This window comes from Amycolatopsis speibonae (genome assembly GCF_042647925.1).
Taxonomy (GTDB): domain Bacteria; phylum Actinomycetota; class Actinomycetes; order Mycobacteriales; family Pseudonocardiaceae; genus Amycolatopsis; species Amycolatopsis speibonae.
The window spans coordinates 1-20,430 of sequence record NZ_JBHRWK010000094.1 but is presented as its reverse complement, the minus strand read 5'-3'; the positions used below and the strand labels follow the sequence as shown (position 1 = coordinate 20,430).

The window sequence follows — 20,430 nt, the reverse complement described above, 5'->3', positions numbered from 1 at the left end:
CCGGAACCAGCCGACCACGGCGCGGCGGATCGCGCACCCCGAAGTCAGGTGATCGCCCGGCGGCGGAACGCCCGGAGACTCGCAGGGGTGAAGACGAGGAGCGCGACGGCCAATCCGGTTACGCAGAGCCAGGCGGGGAGATGGGCGACCTGCGGGGTCAGCGCCCCGCGCAGGCCTTCGCTGACGTAAGTCATCGGGTTCAGCGCGCACAGCGCCCGGAACCAGGGGACGGCGCCGAGCTCGGGGAAGGGGAACTGGGCGGAACCGGTGAACAGCAACGGGGGCATCACCAGCGAGAAGGTGATCCCGATCCGGGCAGGGGCGACGAGCGAGCCGATGGTCGTCCCCACCGCGCCGCCCGCCAGCGCGCCGAGCACGGTGTACCCGAACGCCGCCGGGAGGCCCGCGGCCCGCCAGGACAGGTCGCCGAGCACGAGCGCGCCTAACGGGACCATGAGGACGGCGGTCAGTAGACCGCGCGACGCCGCCGCGAAGATCCGTTCGACGACGATCCAGGCGAGCGGCACCGGTGCCCGCAGCCGGTTCTCGATGGTGCGGGTGGCGAACTCCACGGCCAGCGGGAAGGACGCGTTCTGCGCGGCGGCGAAGAACGCGTTCAGCGCGACGAGCCCGGGCAGGAGCACCCGCGCGTAGCCGGGCGGGGTGTAGCCGAGTTCGCCGAGGACCTTCCCGAACACCAGCAGCATCAGCAGGGGCTGCATGAGGACCTGTGCCAGCACCCCGCCGAGCTGCTTCCGCGTGATGAGCAGGTCGTGCTCCAGCAGGCCCCAGAACACTCGCCACGGACTTACTGTCATATGCGAAGCTTACGCTTAATTATTTCAGTGAAAGACGTCGTCTCGCGGTCGGAATGACAAGTGCTAGCGTTGTATCGTGAGTGATGCAACGCAGGCCGCGGAATCGGTGCGCTGGGCCGTTTCGCGGTTGTCGTCCCGCCTCCGTGCCGAACAACCCGGCGAAGACCGGAGCCTGGGCAGGCTTGCCGCGTCGGTCCTGGCGAACCTGCGGCACAGCGGTCCCTTGACCGTCAGCGCGCTCGCCGCGATCGAAGGACTGCAGCCGCAGTCCCTGACCAGGGTGCTCAACGCGCTCGAAGCCGAAGGCCGCGTCGCGCGGCGTCCCGACGAGCACGACAGACGGGCTCAGCGGATCGTGCTCACCGAAGCCGGTCACGCGGCTTTGCGCGGCCATGTGCGCGACGGCAACCGGTGGCTGGCCCGGGCCATGGACGAAGCGCTGACCCCGGCGGAACAGGAGATCGTGCGGGTGGCGGCGGGGCTACTGCTCCAGGTCGCCGGGCACAACGCCGGAGACGAGCGCGGATCGGGCGCCGCGCCGCCCTTGTGAATCACCCCTGCTTCAGGCTCTGACGGGCGAGCGCGGGGTAGTCGTCCAGGGTGATGTCGGTGGCGAACTTGTCGGTCACCCACAGCATCCAGCGCAGCACGAGCGGCCGCCGGAACATCTGGTCGCGCAGCTTGATCCGCAGCTTCGTCGGCGGCGCGAGGAACGGACCCGCGTTGGCGCTGCGGGCGATCTTGGCGTAGCCGCGGAACTTCTCGTCGTAGCGGCGGAAGGCCAGTTCGTGGTCGCCGTTCGCCGCGGCGAGTTCGCCCGCGATGACATACGCGGCCACGACGGCGAGCCCGGTGCCGAAGCCGCCCAGGGTGTTGCCGTACGCCGCGTCACCGAGGAGCGCGACACGGCCGGTGGAGTAACCGTCCATCGCGACGCGGCTGATCGAGTCCAGGTAGACGTCGTCCGAGCGCTTCACCGCCTCCAGCAGTTCGGGCACCCGCCAGCCACCGCCGGCGTACGCGGCGGCCAGGATCTCCTTCTGCTGCTCCGTGTCATACCGGTCGTAGCTGAGTTCGGGGGAGGCGAACACGAAGAACGCGGGCGCCTTGGGCCCGCCGGTGGCGGCCAGGCGGCCGGGCTCGTTGTACAGCACCGCGGTGTCGCCGAAGTCGCTGCTCTCGTCGATCTCGACCAGGGCGTAGTAGTGGCCGAGGTGCTTCACGTAGTCGGCCTCCGGGCCGAACGCCAGCCGTCGCACGGTGGAGTGGATGCCGTCCGCGCCGAAGACGAGGTCGAACCGCCGCGGGGCGCCGCGCTCGAAGGTGACGTCGACGCCGTCGGCCGTCTCGGTCAGCGAAGCGATGGAATCGCCGAAGACGTACTCGCACTCTTGAGCTGTCCGGTCGTACAGGATCCGGGCCAGGTCACCGCGCCGGATCTCGACGTCGCCGCCGGTGAACTCGCCGGGCATGACGGCCAGCGGCCGCCCTTCGGAGTCGATGAAGGTCTGGTCCGTCCCGCCGGTCTGGTGCCGGTGGATCTCGTCGAGGATGCCCATCCGCTCCAGCACGGCGCGGTGGGTGGCGCCCTTGAAGTCGACCGCCTGGCCACCGGTGCGCGGCTCCGGCGTCCGCTCGACGACGGTGACCGCGTAACCCTGGCGGGAGAGCCAGAAGGCGAGGGCGGGTCCGGCGATGCTGGCGCCGGAGATGAGGACTGTCCTGTTCGTCATGGCAGAAGCTTCGCGGCCGGCGTTGACGAAGCACTGACCGTCCGCTGACGGCCGTCCGTCAGCTCCAGCCGGGCAACGGGAGGGTGAGCTGCCCGGGGTCGTCCGGCGGCGCGGTCTCGTAGCGCGGCGGCGTCGCCGACAGGCCGATCGGGTTGCGGGTGAGCCGCACGGAGGTGCCGTCGGGCCGGGGGAGATCGACCGTCGGGTTCAGGCCGAGCCGCTCCGCCAGGGCGAACGCGCCCGCGACGTCGTTGACCTCCCCGGCGGGCACCCCGGCCGCGCTCAGGTCCGCCGCCCACTCGGCGGCCGGACGACGGCAGAAGTGGTCTTCGAGCAGGGCGCGGAGTTCGGCACGATGCTCGACCCGCGCCGGATTGGTCGCGAACCGGGGTTCGCCCGCGAGCCCCGGCAGGCCGATGACCTCGCACAACGCCGCGAACTGCCGGTCGTTGCCGACGGCGAGCGCGAGTTCGTGATCGGCGCAGGGGACGAGTTCGTACGGGGCGATGCTGGGGTGCCGGTTGCCCATCCGCGCCGGGACCGCGCCGCCCGAGGTGTACGCGCTGCCCTGGTTGACCAGCGCGGCGAGCAGACTGGACAGCAGGTCGATCTCGACGCGCTGCCCCTGCCCGGTCCGGTCGCGGTGACGAAGCGCGGCGAGGATGCCGACGCTCGCGAACAGCCCCGCCAGGACGTCGACGAGCGCGACGCCGACCTTCTGCGGCTCGCCCGCGGGGTCGCCGGTGATGCTCATCAGCCCGCCGACGGCCTGGATGAGCAGGTCGTAACCGGGCAGCGCGGCGCCGCCGCCCGAGCCGAAACCCGTGACCGAGCAATAGACCAGGCCGGGATTCGCCGCCAGCAGGACCTCCGGGCCGAGACCGAGGCGGTCCATCACGCCGGGCCGGAAGTTCTCGACCACGACGTCGGCCTCCCGCGCGAGCGCGCGGGCCCGGGCGAGGTCGTCCGGATCGCCGAGGTCCAGCGCCACACTCGTCTTGTTCCGGTTCACCGACTGGAAGTACGTCGCCTGACCGGTCGCGTCGTAGGGCGGTCCCCAGCTGCGGGTGTCGTCACCGGTGCCCGGCCGCTCGACCTTGACCACCGTCGCGCCGAGGTCGGCCAGCAGCATCGTGGCGAACGGGCCGGCGAGCACCCGCGAGAAGTCGAGGACGCGAAGCGGACCGAGTGCGGTTTCGGGCATGGGCCCGACCCTAGGCGGCCTTTCGCGACTTCGAAGTTGTGATCGCGCTCACGAAAAGCCGGTTTTCCCATTACTTTCCTCTAGGTACCTACTATCTCCAGGAAGGTAGCTTCGGTCGCGTCAACGAGACACGAACCGAGGAGCGACCATGATCGTGGTGACCGGAGCGACCGGGAACGTAGGACGACGGCTGGTGGAAACCCTTGCCGCCGCAGGGGAAGAGGTGACGGCGGTATCGCGCCGGATCTCGGCGGAGGACGTGCCCGACGGCGTGCGGACCATGCGGACCGACCTCGCCCAGGCCGACGGACTGAAGCAGGTCTTCGACGGCGCGGACCGGGTTTTCCTTTTGACGTCAGGGGAATTCCTGGCGGCGGGCGGGGACGTCGCGGAAGTCGTCGCGGCGGCGGGGGAAGCGAGGATCGTGCTGCTGTCCTCCCAGGGCGTCGGGAGCGGACGGCACGCGCCGGCGTTCGAGGAGGCCGTCAAGGCGTCGAGTCCGGAGTGGACAGTGCTGCGGCCGGGAGGCTTCGCGTCGAACGCCTTCCAGTGGGCACCGGCGATCCAGGCCGACCGCGTCGTCGCCGCGCCGTTCGGCGACGTCGCGCTGCCCGTCATCGACCCGGCGGACATCGCCGACGTCGCGGCGGCCGTCCTGCGGGAATCCGGCCACCACGGCCGGACCTACGTGCTGACCGGACCCGAACCGATCTCGCCCCGGCGGCAGGCGGCGGATCTCGGCGACGTGCTGGGCGAGCCGGTGCGCTTCACCGAACTGAGCGAAGACGAGGCGCGGGCGGCGATGTCGGCGTTCATGCCGCCGGTCGTCGTCGAGGCCACGCTCGCCATCCTCGGCTCGCCGACGGAGGACGAACAGCAGGTCAGCCCCGACGTCGAGCGGCTGCTCGGCCGACCGGGGCGGACCTTCGCCGAATGGGCGGCCAGGAACGCGGCCGCTTTCAAGTGACTACTTGAGCACCAGGGAGTGGGCCATCTCCTTGAAAGCGGGAAGCTGGTCGCCGTGCTTGGCAGGCTCGAAGTCGCCCATGATGAGGATGTAGCCGGTTTCGGTGAACACCATGACGGCGTACGCGGTCCTGCCCTTGCTGTCACGGCCGAGCATCTCGAAGCCGGACAGCCCGGCGAGAGTCACTTCGGTCACGGTGTCGGCGGAGGGTGTCGACGGCGTCTTCGCGAACCTGTCGACCGCGTAGGCGCGCTTGTCCTCGGGCAGCCGGACCTGACCCATCGACGGCGCAGCGAGGAGCTTGGGGCCGCCTTGCTCACCGCGGTTGTAGGTGATCGCGGCGGTGGATTCCTTTCGCTGGTAGCCCTCCGCCGCGGTCAGGTCGAAACCGATGCTTCCCGGTGCGGCCTCGGCGCTCCAGCGGGCGCCGGAGATGACCTTCTTGAAGTCGTCGATGGTCAGGGATTCCCCCGGCTGGAGGGTGCCGGTGATGATCACCAGCGTGTCGTCCGCCGCGATCATCGCGTTGACCTTGCCGAAGGTGCCCGCCGCGACCCGCTGGGTGCCGCTGGTCAGGAACGCCGGGAACCCGGCGATCCGCAGCTCGACGGGCTCTTCCAGCTCGATCCCCTGCTGCTTGGCCCGCTCGCTGGTCAAACCGGCCGCGGCCTGGTTCAACGCCTCTTGGACGGGCTTGCCGTCCATGGCCTGCTCCACGACCACGACGGAGGTGCCGGAGTTCGACCGGCCGAGGCCGGGCAGGCTCGGCTCCACCCGCATGCCCTTCGGAACCAGCAGGGAGATCCGGGTGCGCGGGATGGCCTGTTCGTCGCCGGTGGGGGCCGCGGCCGCCGCTGTGCTTGATGGCGCTGTGCTTGATGCGGCCGTGCTCGGCGTGGTCACTTGACCGGTTTTCTGCGTGCTTCCGCATCCGGCGACGAGCAGGATCACGGCAGCACAGAACACAGAACGAAGACGCACTGATTCCCCCTTGGATTCAAAGGGAACTTTACGGCATCCGTGCCAAGGGGCGGCTCGCGAGACGGGGTCGGTCGTGTGGGCAGTGGCAGGTCCGTGAAGGCCTCCTTGCCTACCCTGAAGGTAGTGAAGGAGGCCTTCACGGACCTGCGGATCGCCACGTTCGTCCCGGACGCATCAGGAGTCACGGCGGCGCCGCGCGAAGGCCCCCTTCATGTACTTGAGGCGACCAGGGCGGCGGTGACGCGTGGGTCGGGGTGGTCGTGAGTGGCAAGTGCCGTTAGAACGACACTTGCCACTCACGACCACGGTGAGGCGGATGAGAAGGACCTCACCGCCCGCGAGTTCGCGCTACTGGAGACCCTGCTGCGCAACCGCGGCCAGGTGCTGTCCCGCGAGCAGTTGCTCGGCGGGGTCTGGGGCTTCGACTTCGATCCCGGCTCGAACGTGGCGGACGTCTACATCCGTTACCTGCGCGGGAAGATCGGCGCGAGGCGGATCGAAACCGTGCGGGGGATGGGCTACCGGCTCGGCGGAACGGTCGTGCGGCACAGTGTGTCCGAAGTGGACTATGCCCGCGAGGTCGCCGTCGTCGACGTCCGGTTCCGGTCGGACACCGGTGAGCGGGTGCGGAACGGCCACCGTCGTGGCGGTGGCGAAAGGGCTCCCTTCGCTTTCGCTGGCCGAAGTCGTCGCCACGAGCGGGCTGATGAGCCGGACGGACCGCCAGTATCTACTGTCACTCGGCGATTTCCTGACTGTCGCCGAGGCACTTTCGTCGTGTTGCCTGGAGATCGACGGGCAGCGGGTGTTCGGCTACTCGCCGACCTATTTCGACACGCCGGATCGGGCGCACCGGCAAGATCGGCGGCGCCGCGGACGGCGTTCGGGTTCGCGGAGCTTCGCCGCCGGGGGTGACTTGGTGCTTGCTGGAGGTGAAGTCGGCTTCCGGGAACAGTCGGTGAGCAAGTACTGCGCGGGCCTGGTGGCGATGGGGCCGGCGACCGGCGCTGCGGCGGCTCGGCGTGGCGTAACGATCGCGACGCGGCGGCCGACCCTTGCTGTCGGGCCGGCCGGCCCGAACCGAGGGAGGACGCCATGAGGACCAGGGAGAAGGCAGCGCTCGCCGTGGCGGGGCTGGCCGTCGCCGCGGCCGGGGGCACGGTGTTCGCCGGGACTTCCGGCGCCGTCGGCCCGTCGCCCGCGCCGAGCGCGCAGGCCGCGGAGACGTCGTGCGTGACCGACGGTGCCGGGATGTGCACCGTGCCGCACGCACTGGGCGCGGTCCCGGCGGTGGTGGTCGTGTCGGCGAACACGCCGGGGCAGTTCAACGCCTACATGCTGAACACGGTGCAGGGTTCGTATACGGCGACCACGTTCCAGGTGCGGGCGATGTTCAACCAGACCACGCCGAAGGCGGGCGGGGCGATCTGGTTCAGCTACGCGGCCTATGGCGGGCAGGTTTCGCCGCCGACGACGCCGACACCAACGAAGACGACATCGCCAACCCCCACGCCGACGATGCCCACCAGCCCGACCTATCCACCGACGTCGGAAACCCCTCCGGGTGGCGGCTCGGGTGCGGGTAGCTGACCGTCCAAACAGGACCGTAAGCACTAGGGGTACGGCGGCGGCCGGTCGTCCAGTTCCTCGGAGAGGATCGTGTCGATACGGGCGCCGGCCCGCCGCAGTACCCGGACGCTCGCCCTCAGTGACAACGCGGTGCCGACGGCGACCACGAGACCGAGCCCGATGGCGATCGAACTCGCCACGAGCGCCTCCCTGCCCGGTGGGCGTGACGTTCCGGCCCAGTCCCGATGGTCAGCGTGTCCCGGGCGGCGATCCGCTCGGCATTGGTCCTTGAAACCTAGACGAGCGTGCTTTGTTCCGTGCCGGAAACCAACTGTTTGGCCTAGGCGATCGTGGCAGGTGAGCGCTGTGATAACTTGGAGCGAACTGGGACTTCTGTGCGTTCGCAAACCCGCTGTTCGGGCTGGGACGGCTCCCGCGGAGGTGTCAGGACACCGTTGGGGCCGGTAGCTCAGTTGGTTAGAGCAGGGGACTCATAATCCCTTGGCCGTCGGTTCGAGCCCGACCCGGCCCACAACATCAACATCCCTGCCGACCTGCGGGAATGGTGGTGCTTCGGCGGCAATTTCGTCTCGGCGTTGATCGTGACTGGGCTCCGTTATGTCTCCGTTTGCTCCGGTGTGCTTATAGGTGGAGGAGTGCTCTGCGGAGCCGGTTGGTGGCGTAGCAGCCTTTCTGCTTTCTTGTCACAATCGCTGTGGTGGGGATTTCAGCAGGTCCGGAGTTCTTTGCTTCCACAGCTGGACAAGCTGGGCGTGGTCGCAGGTCGGCTGGGCGTGATCCGTGTTCTCGAGCAGAAGGCCAGTGACGTCCGCGGTCTTCCCCTCGCACTGCGCACCCTGGAGCCGATGCGGTCATGTCAGACGGTGAACTTGAGGTAGAGCGTGGTGTACCCGACGGGAGTCCTGAGCCCGGCGCCGCATTGATGTTTGGCGAGTTCGATCCGTTCGGGGCGTCAGGTGTACTCGTGGTCCGCTTTGGCTTCGAACGACCCGGTGTCTGCAGGATGCCGTGGTCGTACACCTTCTTCTGGAAGGTCTTGAGTTCTTCCGACAGGATAGTTCCTGCGGTCGCCTGTCTGCCCTCATTTCTGTGGTTGCAGCCGGTAGAGCGAACCGGTCTTGACGGCGACCACTCCGCCGATCGTCGCACCTGCGGGTGCGACGGCTTGCCAAGCCATGCCTTCCGGCGCCGGGGTCGTCGTCTTGGTGACCGAACCCGGCAAGCCGATGAGGCCGCCGCCGATGACGATGTCGTTCTGGTCGACGACGAGGACGCAGTCGGCGCGTGTGCCGCCGATGGTGGCCCAGCCGCTGAGGAGGGTGTCTCCGGTCAGTGCGGTGCCGATTTCGCCGTGTGTGTCACCGGGTTCCGTGCCATGGGGGAGGGGGGCCGGTGTGGGCAGGTGGCTGCCGAGTTCGGGGCCGCCGCAGCCGAGGGTGAAGGTGTCGTTGAACGGATACGCGCCGAGCGATCGGGCGGCGGCTGCGGCTGCGCGCTGGATGTGGAGGGCGTCGAGGACGGTGGGGGCGTCGACGCGCAGGGCGATGGCCGCGAGGTTCAAGGGACCGTAGTCGTGCCGGACGCGATCGGCCTTGGCACCGCCGATGGCATGGGTGAGGAGTGCGACGGTCATGGTGGCGACGATCAGGTGGCGTAGAGGCCATTGTGGACGGTTGATGACCACCAACGCGAGCAGGGCACTGGTGGCGAGCGCGCCGATGATGACGTATCGGCTGATGAGTCCGACGTTGCCGCCGGGTGCCTGATCGGTCGTACGGCCCAGCGCCAGCATGCTCGCGAGCAGGAGGGAGTAGGTGGCGAGCGCGATCCAACCTGAGACTCGAGGACTTGTTTCGCGGACAAAGTAAACCAGTGCGGCGATCGTGAGCCCGCCGGCGATCACCGCGACGACGGCGACGTCGGCCGACCATAGCCCACCGAGCGCCGCGGCGAGGACGGACAGCCTGCCGTCGGGGTCGAACGCCGACGTGGCCAGGGAATGTTGCTCGGAGGGCTTGGTCAGAAACCATGTCACGACAACGAGAATTCCGATCGCGCCGGGAATCAGGACACGCGGACGGGAGTCCTTGCGAAGCCAGGCGATCAAGGCCAGGACGAACCAGATTGGCAGTGCCGCGCCGAAACTGAGGCAGCCCAGCGCCGCGGCGGCAACTGCGGCCCAGCTCAGGCCACGATGTGCGCACGCGATCGCGAGCACGCAGAAGAAGACCGCGGGGATCCAGCTGATCCCGTTGGTGCCCTGCAGCCACAGTTCCGCCGCGTGGGAGCTGAACAGCAACCACGAGAAGCCCGCCAGGAGAACGGATTTCTTCGTGGTGGAGAGGGAATCCGGGAGCATCGAGTACAGGCAGGCCACGATCCCGGCCACGAGCAGCACCGTGAGTATGGTCAGGATCCGGTTGTCCCCGCCGAACCACGCCGCGTCGGCCCAGAACACCAGCGATGGCAGGACGAAGGGCTGATCGAGGTGATAGGTGAACACCTGCCCGAGCAGATCACCGTTGTCGTCGGTGATTTTCGCCAGGACATGCCAGTAATCGAGCAGCACGTGCATTTTCGGAGCCCGTACGGCTGTGAACAGCGCCAGCCCGAACGGGAGGACGGCGAAAAGCCACAATGCGACCTGACCGGGCCGCCGCCACAGGGGGTGCTGCGTGGGGCCAGGGAGCTGGTCCCCGTCAGTGGGGCGAGCGAGGGCGTAGTGGTTCACGAATCTCCTGCCGGGGTGAGGTAGGCGCGCAATCCGGATAGTCGGGCGTTTTGCCTGATTCGGCTCCGAATGTGTGCTGACCAGTGTCTTTACGGGATCCGACGCTGCCTGGCAAGGGTGAGGTTCACCTCAGGTGGTGATGTAACGACCGTGTGTGGTCTCGACGATCAAACGGCTCGGTCGGGCGGGTCATTCCCTCGATCACCCCCGGTCCCCGACAGACCGAGGGGTTGCGTCGACGGCGTTCGCTGTCGTGATGGAGGGGCGGTTTCGTATTCTTGTTGCGCCGTGAGGTCGTAAGGACCCGGTGGATCAGAGCTTTGGTCTTCGTACTGATCGCCGTACTGGTGATCGGGGGCACCGAAGGGGTCTCGGCGCCGCCTCGAGCAGCGGCCGCCGAGCGGATCGACCCACGGGACGTCGGCGTCCTGCCGTCCGAACCCGCTGCCACGGTCACGCCACAGTTACCGTCCGCAGCGGATTTCGGCGCCAGTACCCGGCTCGACAATGGCGCTGGTAGTCATTTCGATCCGCAGCGGTCGAAGCCGGTGTCGCGGTCGACGTTCGTCACCGAGTACGAGAACCCTGATGGAACCCGGTCGGTGCGGCAGTCGAACCAGCCGCTGAACGTGCAGGACGCGTCCGGGAACTGGCAGCCGGTCCAGACCACTCTGTCGACCGATCCCGCGACGAAGCGCGCCGAGGCGGATCAGCATCCGCTGAGCCCGTCGCTGGCGACGAAGGCCGACGACAGCGCCGTGCTGCAGGTCGAGTCCGGTGGGCACACCGCGAGCCTCGCGATGGACAAGGCCGCGGGCTCGACCGCCGCGGTGAAGGGTGACTCCGTCACGTATGCGGAGGTCGCGGCCGGGACGGACCTGGAGTACGAGGTCACGCCGGGCGCGGTCAAAGAGACCATCAAGCTCAAGCGCCTGCCCGCCGATGGCCGTTCGTCGTGGAAGTTCAAGCTCAACACCGGTGGCCTGACGCCGAAGCTGGAGAACGGCACCGTCGTCCTTTCCGGCCAGGCGGGTGTGGCGAAGATCGTGATGCCGCCGATCGAGACCTGGGACTCCACGGGCAACGGCGAGACTGCGCCCGCGATGACCGGCGGCACCTACTCCCTCGAGCAGGCCGGAGCGGACTGGTGGCTCACCGTCGCCGTCGACGCGAACTGGCTGCGCGACCCCAAGCGCGTCTTCCCGGTCTATGTGGACCCGACCTTCACCTATGGGGTGAAGGAGTCCCATTCGTACCGGTCCGATGGCACGAACTGTGACGCCTGTGGCCTGCGGATCGGCAACAGCCAGGCCAAGGGCGACACCTACAACCGCAGCGTCTTCAACGTGGACTACACGCCGCTGTTCGGCAAGACCGTCGTCGGCGCCCGCATGGACCTGACCCGCAACACCAGCGTCGTCGGATCCCTGAAGACCTGGAACGCGAACCTCCACCACGCGTCCGCCTTCAACTTCAACGGCGTCGGCGGCTACATGACCAGCGCGCTCGTCGGTGACGTCGGCAGCTTCGTCGGCGAGGGGCTGACCGGCTTCATCCGCGACCGCGTGAACGCCCGCGACGGCTCGGTCTTCTTCATGCTGATCGGCGCCGAGAACGCCGGGACCTGGACCTACAAGAACCTCAACGCCACCCTGACCGTCGACACCGGCTCCCCGGCCCCGGCGACCACGCTCGTCGCACCGGCAGATGGCACCGTGTCAACGTCGCTCACGCCGACTTTGTCGGTGAAGCCGGTGACCGACCCGGACGGCGACGCGGTTAAGTACTGCTTCCGGATCGCGACCGGCGCCGACGCCAAGTCCGGTGTCGTGGTCGAGTCCGGCTGCCTCCCGACGCCGACCTGGACCGTTCCGGCGGGGATTCTGCAGGACGGCGTCGCCTACACCTGGCAGGCGATGACCGCCAGCGGCGGAACCACGATCACACCGACATGGATCGGTCACCTCAAGGTCGACCAGCGCATCGGTGACCACGGCCCGTCGCCGACGGCCGACGCCGGACCTGTCACGGTCAACCTCGCCAACGGAAACGTGACGACATCGCAGGCGAGTCCCACGTTCACCACCGTCGGTGGTAACGCCGGCCTGAACCTCACCTACAACTCGCAGCAGCGTGACAGCAAGGGGCTGAAAGCCTCCTATTTCGCCGACCTGTCGCACAACGGTTTGATCAGTGACGCGCAGCAACCGGCACTGGTGCGTACCGAGCCACAGGTCAATGTCGACTGGGGAGTCGAGTCGCCCTTCGCGCCCGCCTTGTCTCCGGACTGGTTCGTCGCTCGCTGGGAAGGGTTCTTCCAGGCTCCGGTCGCCGGCACTTACCAGTTCGCCGGAGTGCACGACGACGGCGCTGTCATCTGGATCAACGGCGCGAAGGTCTACGACGTCGGCGTCCCGAGCGATGTGAACTGGACTCAGTCCACCGGCGTTTCCCTCACCGCGGGCCAGCGTGTCCCGATCAAGGTCGAGAACGCCGAGGCCACTGGCGCGGCCAAGATGCGCCTGTTCGTGCGGACCACCGACAACACCACGGTCGCGCCGCAGATCGTTCCCGCCGAGTGGTTCAGCACCAGCGATCTGCCGGTATTGCCGCAGGGCTGGACGCTTTCGGCTGACTTGGACGGTGACGGAACGAGCTACATCGAAGCGAAGGTCACCGACCAGACCATCGTTCTGACCGATGCCAGCGCCGCGAAGCACACCTGGACCAAGAAGAGCACCGGCGGATACAAGGCGCCGGACAACGAAGATGGCGTGCTCGCCTTGGATTCGGCGGGCAAGGTCACCCTGACCGACAATGGCGATGTCTTCGTTTTCCGCTCGGACGGCAAGCTCGAAAGCCAATCCACTACAACGGATTCGCGCAAGCCTGCGGCGCTTCAATACGTTTATGACGGCGCGCCGTCCCGGTTGCGGGAGATCAAGGACCCGGTCTCCGGCCGGTCGCACGTCTTGCACTACAACCGTCCCGGCGATGACTGCTATGGCGGTGTCACCCCGCCTTCGGGCGCACAGGCTCTTCCGCCGTCGCAGATGCTGTGTCGAATCAGCTACTGGGACGGAACCGAAACCCGTCTTTGGTATGTCGGAGGCAATCTGGGTCGGATCGAGGACCCTGGTTCCGAGATCACCGACTATGCCTACAACGCGGCGGGGCTCCTCACCGGATTGCGCGGCAGTCTCGCGAACGACTGGATCGCCGCGGACTCGGCGAACAGGAAGAGCGGCGAAGCCGACCTGACCAACCAGATCACCTACGACACTGCCACGAAGCCGAAGGTCACCGGGTTCACCGCGTCAGTTCCGGCGCTTGGTCAGCCACGACCGGCACGCTCGTACCGGTACGACTCAGCCAACCGACAGACCTTCGTGGACGTCGCCGGGCTTTCGCCCGTGACCGGTTACTTCTCGAAGGTCACTTACGACGATGCCGATCGGACCACGTCCACGACCGACGCCACGGGCAAGACCACGACACAGGAATGGTCGCCCAAGGACCTGGCGCTGTCGACGACGGACCCGGCGGGCCGCAAGACGACGACCGGTTACGACTACGCCGACCGCCCTGTCGATTCCTACGGTCCCGCTCCGACATCGTGCTTCTCCGGACTGCAACCGAAGTCGGACTGCCCTGGTGGCATGGCCCACGGGCACGACGGCTACGACGAAGGGATCAACGGTCTCGCTGTCAGCTGGTACGAGAACGACCAGCTCTCGGGCACCCCGAAGGTGCACACCACCGGGTTAGGCGCCACGGACGGCGCTTTCGTCAAGAACTGGAACAGCGCTGCCCCGACGGCCGGTGTGCCTGCGGACCACTTCTCTCTACGTGCTACTGGGGACATCGTCTTTCCCGCCGCAGGGGATTACACCTTGCGAGTGCTCGCCGACGACGGTGTCCGCGTGTGGGTAGACGACCAGATCGCGATCGACGATTGGATCAACACGACGCCGAAATGGCGCCAAGCGGTGGTGCGCAGCGACACACCGGGGCAGGCCAAGCGCATCCGCGTCGACTACTACGAATTCGACCTGACCGCCCAACTCGAGCTGCACTGGACGACGCCTTCAGGTGCTCAGCAGCCCGTGCCCGGAACTCAACTGCGCCCCCGCTACGGTCTGAAGACTTCCAGCACGGCGTCGGAATCATCCGGAGTGGCCGACAAGGTCGCCACCACGACGTTCGGCGACGCCGGAATCGATCCGGCATACGGCCTGGCCACGTCCGGTTCGGCAAACCCGTCCGGTCTCAAGGTCGGCGGCTCGGTCAGTTACGAAGCACCGGGTTCCGGCTATCTCCGCAAGACCGCCAAAACCATGGCGAGCGGCGCGAAGACCACTTACGAGTATTACGGGGACACCGAAACCCGGGTGAACCCGTGCGCGCCGGGCAGCGTCGCGATCAACCAGGGCGGCATGCCGAAGCGCTCTCTCGCCTCCGCGCCAGCCGCCGGCCGTGCGAGGGTGGAGGAGCGCGTATACGACGCATCAGGTCGGGTCGTCGCGGAGTCGACCGGCGATGCGTGGACCTGCACTACCTACGACAACCGCGACCGGCCGCTGCAGGAGCAGATTCCCGCCAGCAAGGACGCGCCCGCACGAACTGTCATTCACGACTACGCGGTAGGCGGCGATCCGCTTACCTCGTCGATCTCCGACGACAAGGGCACGATCTCGACCACGGTCGACCTCCTCGACCGGGGCGTCGCGTACACCGACGCGAACGGCGTACGCACCGCTACGTCCTATGACCTCGTCGGTCGCGCCGTCACGTCCACGGTGAATCCTCCGAACAAAGCCGATGCACCGCGCACGATGTCCGTCACCTACGACGACACGGGCAAGGTCCTCACCCAAAAGCTCGACGATGTCATGCTGGCATCGATCACCTACGACACCGCCGGTGAACTCGCCACGGTCAGCTATGGCAACGGCACTTCGCTGTCATCGATCGCGAAGGACAACGGTGCCCGGTAGTTGGCTCTCGGCTGGAAGACGAGTGACGGCAAGTCAGTGATGTCGCAAGTCGAGCGGACCGCGGCCGGAACCATCGTCGACGAGTCGCTCGGTGGCATCGACGCCAGGCCCAACGCGGCGAACTATGTTTACGACGCTGTCGGACGGCTGACCGAGGCCTTTGTCACCGGACATCACTACACCTATGACTACACGTCGACGGCGTCGGCGACATGTCCGGCCGCTACCCAGGGCAACGCCGGCCTCAACACCAACAGGATGCGCCTGCTGGACGAGACAACGGCCGGCACTGCTGAGACCCGCTACTGCTACGACGCGGCTGACCGCATCCTCGCGACCGAAGGTGCGAGCGCGCTATCCGAGTTCTCATACGACGCCAACGGCAATACGACCGGCTGGAAGGATGGAAGCGGCGCAACCACGACGCTGACTTGGGACGGGTCCGACCGGAACATCGGCGTCGCGACAAGCGGTCCCAACGCCGCGGCCAACGCGAATATCGCGTACACGCGAGATGCGGTAAATCGCATCGTGCGCCGGGACCCTCGTGACTGTGACAACAACACCGCCGTGCGCTATGGCTACACCAACGGCGAGGATGCCGCAGACCTGACGCTCGGCGCCGACGATCGATTGACGTCGTTCACGCTGTCGCTACCCGGTGGCGTGCTCTATTCGGCCAAGGTCGGCTCGGATGGCGCGTTCACACCGTCCTTCGATCACCCGTCGATTCGCGGCGATCTGGTGTTGACCACCGACGCAGCCGGTCACCAGACCGGCGATCTCCGCACCTTCGATCCCTACGGTCAGCCGTTGACCGCGACCGGCGCGGTCGACACCCAGAACGTGCCGGACAACTCGCCTGGCGCGATGGACTACGGCTGGCTCGGCGAGCACCAGCGCGCCTACGAGCACACTGGTGCGTTGTCGATCGTCCAGATGGGAGCCCGGCCCTACAGCCCCCTGCTCGGCCGGTTCCTGTCCGTCGACCCCGTGGAAGGCGGCTCGGCCAACGACTACGACTACGTCGCGGGCGACCCGATCAACGCCACCGACCTCGATGGCAAGATGTGGGGTTGGCTCAAGGCCGCGGTCAATGTCGTCACCACGGTCGCCGAGTACGCGGCCTGGATTCCAGGGCCGATCGGGACGGTCGCCAGCGGAATCGCCGCGGTGGGCAACGCGGTCCAGGGCAACTGGGGTAAGGCGGCGATGTATGCGGCAAGCGCGGTCACTTTCGGTGCGGCTCGCTACGTCGCCGCTGTCGGGAAGATCGTGCAGAAGTCGAAAATTTTCGGCGCGTCCAGCAAGTTGTTCGGCAGGCACAAGATCGGTATCTTCAACCGGAACGACAAGCTCAGACTCGGTTGGACATGGAAGGGTAGCGCGAAGAAGGGTAACCACAGCCTGGCGCTGCGTGTGGGATCGAAGCGTTCGTACCTTGGATTCCGCGGGCGCTATGTGCGATGGCGTGGCAAACGGATCAACGTTCACTTCCACTACCACATGGTCAAGGGAGGACGATGAGCTACTCGCAGCCAACGGCCGACCGGTTCGTGGGAGCGCTCAGAACCGCTTACCGGGAGCTGATCGAGAGCGGGGCGGTCTCCCTTACCGTCGACCATGACGATGCCGAGACAATAGTCCGACTCGAGCCGACTGTCTCGGGTGCGCCGCGCCTGCAACTGCGCATGGCCGGAAGCACCGGGGAACTGTTCCTCGACGACTTCGACCCATTCGAATTGGACGAGGCTTCGCCGGACGACGTCGAGGAGTTCGCGTCGTTCACACGAGCGCTGGTCGATGGGCAGCTTGCGCTGGTCTTCAGGAAGACCTTGCTCGGCTGGCGTCCAGCGGCAGTCGAATGGTCCGGTGGCCAATGGTCGCTTCCGGGGAACCCAGGCGTCGTGGGTCTACTTTTCCGGCCACGCAGGGAGAAAGTGCGGGGATACGCCTAAACCGAAGCTGAAGACAGAGTGAGGACCGGAAGGAACCGGTCCTCACTCTGTCGCGTTGGTCCGGTAGCACGCCGCGCGGACGTCGTCTCGATGTGACAAGGCGCGCGCCACATCCGGCGGAGTGCCGGGCAGTCGAACGCCGATTTCGTCGAGAAGTCGCGGTCCAACGAAGTGCGGCTGTCGACGATGAAGTCGTTAGTCCGACTGTGGCGTCGTCGGGATCAATCCTGCTTGCGCTGGGACGACCGCTGACAGGAAACCCGGTTCCGACCCACGACGGACCAACCCCGCCTGCGCGGGACGACACCAATTGACCTGGTTGTTTGAGGATCATGCCGGCGAATCTTGTTCAGTTAGGTCGGCTTCGTATCTGATTGGAATCCTCGATCGGGTGGCCCGCGAAGGGCAGATCGAGCAGGCCTACCGGGATGCCGTCGTCGCGGGCGATCCCAAGGCGCTCTCCGCGTTCGCGGGTTGGTTGGAGGAGCAGTCCGGTCGCGGAGCCGAGATTGAGCAGGCCTACCAGGACGCGATAGTTATCGGCCACCCCGAGATTTACAGGGGTTAGCTCTTGTGAATGTCGGCAAAGCGTACCGGCTCGGCGGTGGCCGCGACGGCTGTCGTTGCCACCGTGACGACGGCGGCAACGGCAGTTCCGCGGAAGGCCATAAAGGTCCGATATTCCTAAACGTGCACCTAGCCCTGGGTGAAACGTTAGCAGGGTTGCGCGGTCAATGAACCTTTGAGGTATTTTGCGCGGACGAATCCGACGGCCCTGTTGCCCGGATTGCGGTTGAGCACCAAGTTCCAAGTCCCTTCCGGCGAATTACTGTTCACGAGGTAGCAGAGGTTCGCCAAAATGTCTCGGGCCGGCCGCTGCCGATTCGCATGTTCTTCATTGCACACCACTGTGGGGCATTGAAAAAGAGAAAGTTTCGGGATGTCCGACGTCACGCCGACTCCGACCGTGTTGCAACTGTCCCTGGTGAGTGCGCCCTGGAGGTACTGTGCTCGAACGAACCCGACCACCTCGTTAACCTCGGCCCGGTGCCCGCCCCCGAGGTGGCATGAGCCCGAAGCGCAACGACGATGTGCCCCCGCCTGCCGTCGCGGGTGAATGGCGCATCCGGTTCGGCACCAGCGACGCGGTCACCGGCTGGCAGGAGCTGACTAACAAGGCGACGGGCAACACCCGCGGCGCCTGGGACGTCATGCGCCTGAGGCCCCGGCAGGGACCCCGACAAGCGTCATCACCAGCTCAAAGGCAGCCTGGCCACCGGCACCGCCGGCGGCCGGGTTCTGCCGCAGTGGCAGATCGAGGTCACCGGCGGCGGACGTATCTGGTACCTGCTCGACGAGGACAAGCACACGGTCTGGGTGATGAACGCCAGCCTGCGGCACCCGAAGGAAACGGAGTAGGCCGCACCTCGGCTCACCAGACTGCTTCGGGGACCAGCCAGGTAGACGGAAACTGTCGATGTCTCCATGCCTGCATAACATCAGGGACTGATCTAGCGGCCCGGAGAGGTTCCCGCTCAAGCGAGGATCACGTCCTGGTTCGAAGCATCTGAGAAGGATCGGCTGAGCGGACTCAATTATGCGGATTTCGCAAATTATCTAGGGTCTAGGACTCATTTTCGGTGATGCTTTTTTGTTCACTCGGCTGGCCTATGGTCAACGTCATCCAACCTCCGGTTAGCTGCGACTTGCATCCAATCTGAAAAGTCTGGGTATAACTGAGGGGGAGAAGCGCGATGAAGGTTGCTCGTTCATGCGCGGCGCTGCTTTTCGCTTTTGCGCTGACACTCACGTTAAGCCCTGCGGCGATGGCTTTCGATCCGCCGCGCCGCCCAAACTGTGGTGACACGATCTACCTGGTCGACGTCAGTTCCGGGTTGAATACCGCCGCGTTTCGCATAGTGGGCGTCGGGCTCTCCAAGTGGCTCGGAGGCAACGGCTCTGGAACTCTTCACTTCTCGGCGACAGCTGGCGGAAAGTCGAGTTTCTTCCAGTCCGGCGCATCGGCGCGGGATGGGGCACGGTCCGGGAGGGTGGTGATCGACGGTGCCAGTCACGTGGCAGTCCATGCGTGGCTGGACAACTCCTCGGGGACCACCAAGTGTGAGAAATACATGTCCTTCTGACTTGCGAGGTTGGCGTGCAGGGATTCTGCTTCGTCTTGCGACACAGGAGCCCGGCGCTACACTGAGATGGTGAGCAAGTCGTCGATCGTTAATTCGGTGCAAGTGGTCAGCGCGCTGAGTAATCCTGTAACCGTTAGTCTTAGTCATTGTCCGATGGCTTTCGACTTGCAGCCCGAAGGGTCGTTCGAGGTTGCGGAGAGAACTCCACAGGGAGGGTATATTGAGGTAGTCTTCGATTCTTACGAAGGGCGTCCGATCCTGTGGGTGCACGGCTGGGAATTCGGAGATACTGAAATATCGGTAAACGGTGTACCGCAAGCCGTTCCGCCCTGTATTCGAAACAAGCAGCCGGAGCACCGTCTGAAGGGTTGGCCAGCCGGTCGTCCTGAAGCTGATCCTGCTGCTGGTCTCTTTGTCTCCGACGAGCGAACCGAAGGCAACAACCGGATCGACGTCGAAGACTCCGGCACCATGACTTCGCACGTGAATCCGCCGAAGCAGTTGATCTGGTACTCAGGTGCAGGCGTCAACGGCGGCTCGCCCAAGCTGGTTCTGCACGACGACGGTCTCCGCATCATCGGAGCGCATGGTCATGTAGTTACTGAGGCCGGTGCCAACGACGGCCGGGAGTGACCCGCAACATGCAGAGCCCCTCGGCCGTATAGCCGAGGGGCTCTCTGCGCGAGAAAGCCGCCCCGCGCAGGGAACCTGACGCCGCGAGACGCTGTGGCACGAAAGCCTGGAGCCGCTCGGTGCCCTTCGGCCCACCGTTGAGAGAACTGGGCCTCTACCCCGTTTCCTGCCATCCCATGATGGTCATGGACGGAGCCGACGACCACCATCCTCCCGAGGACTTCATTGAGCCTGAGCTCACGCTGCGCGGTGAGGAAGGCACAGACGAAATCCGCAGATCGCCGATGATTCAGATATTCCCCGAAACTGAGCCGCCAGGATAGTTCCAAGCCAGCTTGGACACCCCGCCACCAGCACCTGACCATGTACATCGGCTTCATCGTCCGCATGGCCGACGCGATCCGCCGGCACCGGATCGACACCGCAGCGATTCGTGCCGGAATCGGCGCGCAACTGCGATGGTGTGACTCCCTCGTCCTGGAGGTGGCCGAGCAAGCCCAGCAGCAGGCGATCGGGAATGATGCGTCGTTCCCGACGTGGGTGACCGCCGTCAGCCTGGTACATGACGAACTAGTGTCCTGCGCCGGAAATGCTGTGACTAAGTCTAGTCTGGGTGGATGGCGCGGACTGGACGACCGAAGGTCGAGTTGGTGTTGACCGCTGATGAGCGGGAC

17 protein-coding genes, 1 tRNA gene and 1 pseudogene are annotated in these 20,430 nt (G+C 66.3%); 12 read left to right on the top strand and 7 right to left on the bottom strand.

Features of this window, described 5'->3' with window-relative positions; genetic code table 11:
* Positions 1 to 44: 44 nt before the first annotated feature.
* Positions 45 to 818 (bottom strand): ABC transporter permease, encoded by a 774-nt coding sequence (locus ACFOSH_RS39235; protein ID WP_378246008.1) that lies wholly within the window; start codon positions 816 to 818, stop codon positions 45 to 47.
* Between the two features lie 76 nt (positions 819 to 894).
* Between ACFOSH_RS39235 and ACFOSH_RS39230 the strand changes: the two genes are divergently transcribed.
* A complete protein-coding gene (locus ACFOSH_RS39230; protein ID WP_378246006.1) occupies positions 895 to 1,368 on the top strand; it encodes a MarR family winged helix-turn-helix transcriptional regulator in 474 nt (157 codons plus the stop codon).
* Between the two features lies 1 nt (position 1,369).
* Here the strand turns inward: ACFOSH_RS39230 and ACFOSH_RS39225 are convergent, their stop codons facing one another.
* Both ACFOSH_RS39225 and ACFOSH_RS39220 read right to left on the bottom strand, forming a co-directional pair.
* Positions 1,370 to 2,551 (bottom strand): FAD-dependent monooxygenase, encoded by a 1,182-nt coding sequence (locus ACFOSH_RS39225; protein WP_378246004.1) that lies wholly within the window; start codon positions 2,549 to 2,551, stop codon positions 1,370 to 1,372.
* Between the two features lie 58 nt (positions 2,552 to 2,609).
* A complete protein-coding gene (locus tag ACFOSH_RS39220) occupies positions 2,610 to 3,755 on the bottom strand; it encodes a CaiB/BaiF CoA transferase family protein (protein ID WP_378246002.1) in 1,146 nt (381 codons plus the stop codon).
* A 148-nt stretch (positions 3,756 to 3,903) separates the two neighbouring features.
* Between ACFOSH_RS39220 and ACFOSH_RS39215 the strand changes: the two genes are divergently transcribed.
* Positions 3,904 to 4,722, top strand: coding sequence for an NAD(P)H-binding protein (locus ACFOSH_RS39215; RefSeq protein ID WP_378246000.1), 819 nt, complete (start codon positions 3,904 to 3,906; stop codon positions 4,720 to 4,722).
* Here the strand turns inward: ACFOSH_RS39215 and ACFOSH_RS39210 are convergent, their stop codons facing one another.
* On the bottom strand, positions 4,723 to 5,703 hold the full coding sequence (locus ACFOSH_RS39210) for a hypothetical protein (RefSeq protein ID WP_378245998.1): 981 nt from the start codon (positions 5,701 to 5,703) through the stop codon (positions 4,723 to 4,725).
* 324 nt (positions 5,704 to 6,027) lie between these two features.
* Between ACFOSH_RS39210 and ACFOSH_RS39205 the strand changes: the two are divergent.
* The 3 genes and pseudogenes from ACFOSH_RS39205 to ACFOSH_RS39195 all read left to right on the top strand — a co-directional run.
* Positions 6,028 to 6,231, top strand: a pseudogene (locus ACFOSH_RS39205) (winged helix-turn-helix domain-containing protein); the annotation flags it as partial.
* Positions 6,232 to 6,352: 121 nt separating this feature from the next.
* Positions 6,353 to 6,802: a hypothetical protein gene (locus tag ACFOSH_RS39200; RefSeq protein WP_378245996.1), complete on the top strand. Its 450-nt coding sequence runs from the start codon at positions 6,353 to 6,355 to the stop codon at positions 6,800 to 6,802.
* A complete protein-coding gene (locus tag ACFOSH_RS39195; RefSeq protein WP_378245994.1) occupies positions 6,799 to 7,293 on the top strand; it encodes a hypothetical protein in 495 nt (164 codons plus the stop codon). The genes ACFOSH_RS39200 and ACFOSH_RS39195 overlap by 4 nt, the downstream gene beginning before the upstream one ends.
* 23 nt (positions 7,294 to 7,316) lie before the next feature.
* Here the strand turns inward: ACFOSH_RS39195 and ACFOSH_RS39190 are convergent, their stop codons facing one another.
* A complete protein-coding gene (locus ACFOSH_RS39190; RefSeq protein ID WP_378245992.1) occupies positions 7,317 to 7,472 on the bottom strand; it encodes a hypothetical protein in 156 nt (51 codons plus the stop codon).
* A gap of 258 nt (positions 7,473 to 7,730) precedes the next feature.
* Here ACFOSH_RS39190 and ACFOSH_RS39185 point away from each other — a divergent pair.
* Positions 7,731 to 7,804 (top strand) — tRNA-Ile (locus ACFOSH_RS39185).
* Between the two features lie 570 nt (positions 7,805 to 8,374).
* Here the strand turns inward: ACFOSH_RS39185 and ACFOSH_RS39180 are convergent.
* Positions 8,375 to 10,024 (bottom strand): DUF2079 domain-containing protein, encoded by a 1,650-nt coding sequence (locus ACFOSH_RS39180; protein WP_378245990.1) that lies wholly within the window; start codon positions 10,022 to 10,024, stop codon positions 8,375 to 8,377.
* Between the two features lie 320 nt (positions 10,025 to 10,344).
* Here ACFOSH_RS39180 and ACFOSH_RS39175 point away from each other — a divergent pair, with 320 nt between their 5' ends.
* The 6 genes from ACFOSH_RS39175 (at position 10,345) to ACFOSH_RS39150 (ending at position 19,756) form a co-directional block, all read left to right on the top strand.
* On the top strand, positions 10,345 to 15,021 hold the full coding sequence (locus tag ACFOSH_RS39175) for a PA14 domain-containing protein (RefSeq protein ID WP_378245988.1): 4,677 nt from the start codon (positions 10,345 to 10,347) through the stop codon (positions 15,019 to 15,021).
* Positions 15,022 to 16,548 carry an RHS repeat protein gene (locus ACFOSH_RS39170; protein ID WP_378245986.1) on the top strand — a complete coding sequence of 509 codons (1,527 nt, stop codon included), beginning with the start codon at positions 15,022 to 15,024 and terminating at the stop codon, positions 16,546 to 16,548. It begins immediately after the preceding gene.
* Complete coding sequence (locus ACFOSH_RS39165; RefSeq protein ID WP_378245984.1) at positions 16,545 to 16,979, top strand: hypothetical protein; 435 nt, start codon at positions 16,545 to 16,547, stop codon at positions 16,977 to 16,979. Before ACFOSH_RS39170 ends, ACFOSH_RS39165 begins: the two co-directional genes overlap by 4 nt.
* Before the next feature lie 391 nt (positions 16,980 to 17,370).
* Positions 17,371 to 17,547 (top strand): hypothetical protein, encoded by a 177-nt coding sequence (locus ACFOSH_RS39160; protein WP_378245982.1) that lies wholly within the window; start codon positions 17,371 to 17,373, stop codon positions 17,545 to 17,547.
* A gap of 1,186 nt (positions 17,548 to 18,733) precedes the next feature.
* Positions 18,734 to 19,123, top strand: a complete 390-nt coding sequence (locus ACFOSH_RS39155) for a hypothetical protein (protein ID WP_378245980.1) — start codon at positions 18,734 to 18,736, stop codon at positions 19,121 to 19,123.
* A 69-nt stretch (positions 19,124 to 19,192) separates the two neighbouring features.
* Entirely contained in the window at positions 19,193 to 19,756 is a 564-nt protein-coding gene (locus ACFOSH_RS39150; RefSeq protein ID WP_378245978.1) for a hypothetical protein, read from the top strand.
* Between the two features lie 237 nt (positions 19,757 to 19,993).
* On the opposite strand, the gene ACFOSH_RS39145 is transcribed toward ACFOSH_RS39150, so the two are convergent.
* The gene (locus ACFOSH_RS39145) at positions 19,994 to 20,320 is read right to left on the bottom strand and encodes a hypothetical protein (protein WP_378245976.1); all 327 of its coding nucleotides are present in this window, start codon (positions 20,318 to 20,320) and stop codon (positions 19,994 to 19,996) included.
* Positions 20,321 to 20,430: the final 110 nt, after the last annotated feature.

Excerpts from the sequence above, each read along its gene's own strand:
- ACFOSH_RS39195 (WP_378245994.1), top strand. The coding sequence starts at position 6,799 with ATGAGGACCAGGGAGAAGGCAGCGCTCGCCGTGGCGGGGCTGGCCGTC.
- ACFOSH_RS39155 (WP_378245980.1), top strand. The coding sequence starts at position 18,734 with ATGAAGGTTGCTCGTTCATGCGCGGCGCTGCTTTTCGCTTTTGCGCTG.
- ACFOSH_RS39145 (WP_378245976.1), bottom strand. The coding sequence starts at position 20,320 with ATGTACCAGGCTGACGGCGGTCACCCACGTCGGGAACGACGCATCATT.
- ACFOSH_RS39235 (WP_378246008.1), bottom strand. The coding sequence starts at position 818 with ATGACAGTAAGTCCGTGGCGAGTGTTCTGGGGCCTGCTGGAGCACGAC.
- ACFOSH_RS39165 (WP_378245984.1), top strand. The coding sequence starts at position 16,545 with ATGAGCTACTCGCAGCCAACGGCCGACCGGTTCGTGGGAGCGCTCAGA.
- ACFOSH_RS39215 (WP_378246000.1), top strand. The coding sequence starts at position 3,904 with ATGATCGTGGTGACCGGAGCGACCGGGAACGTAGGACGACGGCTGGTG.
- ACFOSH_RS39220 (WP_378246002.1), bottom strand. The coding sequence starts at position 3,755 with ATGCCCGAAACCGCACTCGGTCCGCTTCGCGTCCTCGACTTCTCGCGG.
- ACFOSH_RS39225 (WP_378246004.1), bottom strand. The coding sequence starts at position 2,551 with ATGACGAACAGGACAGTCCTCATCTCCGGCGCCAGCATCGCCGGACCC.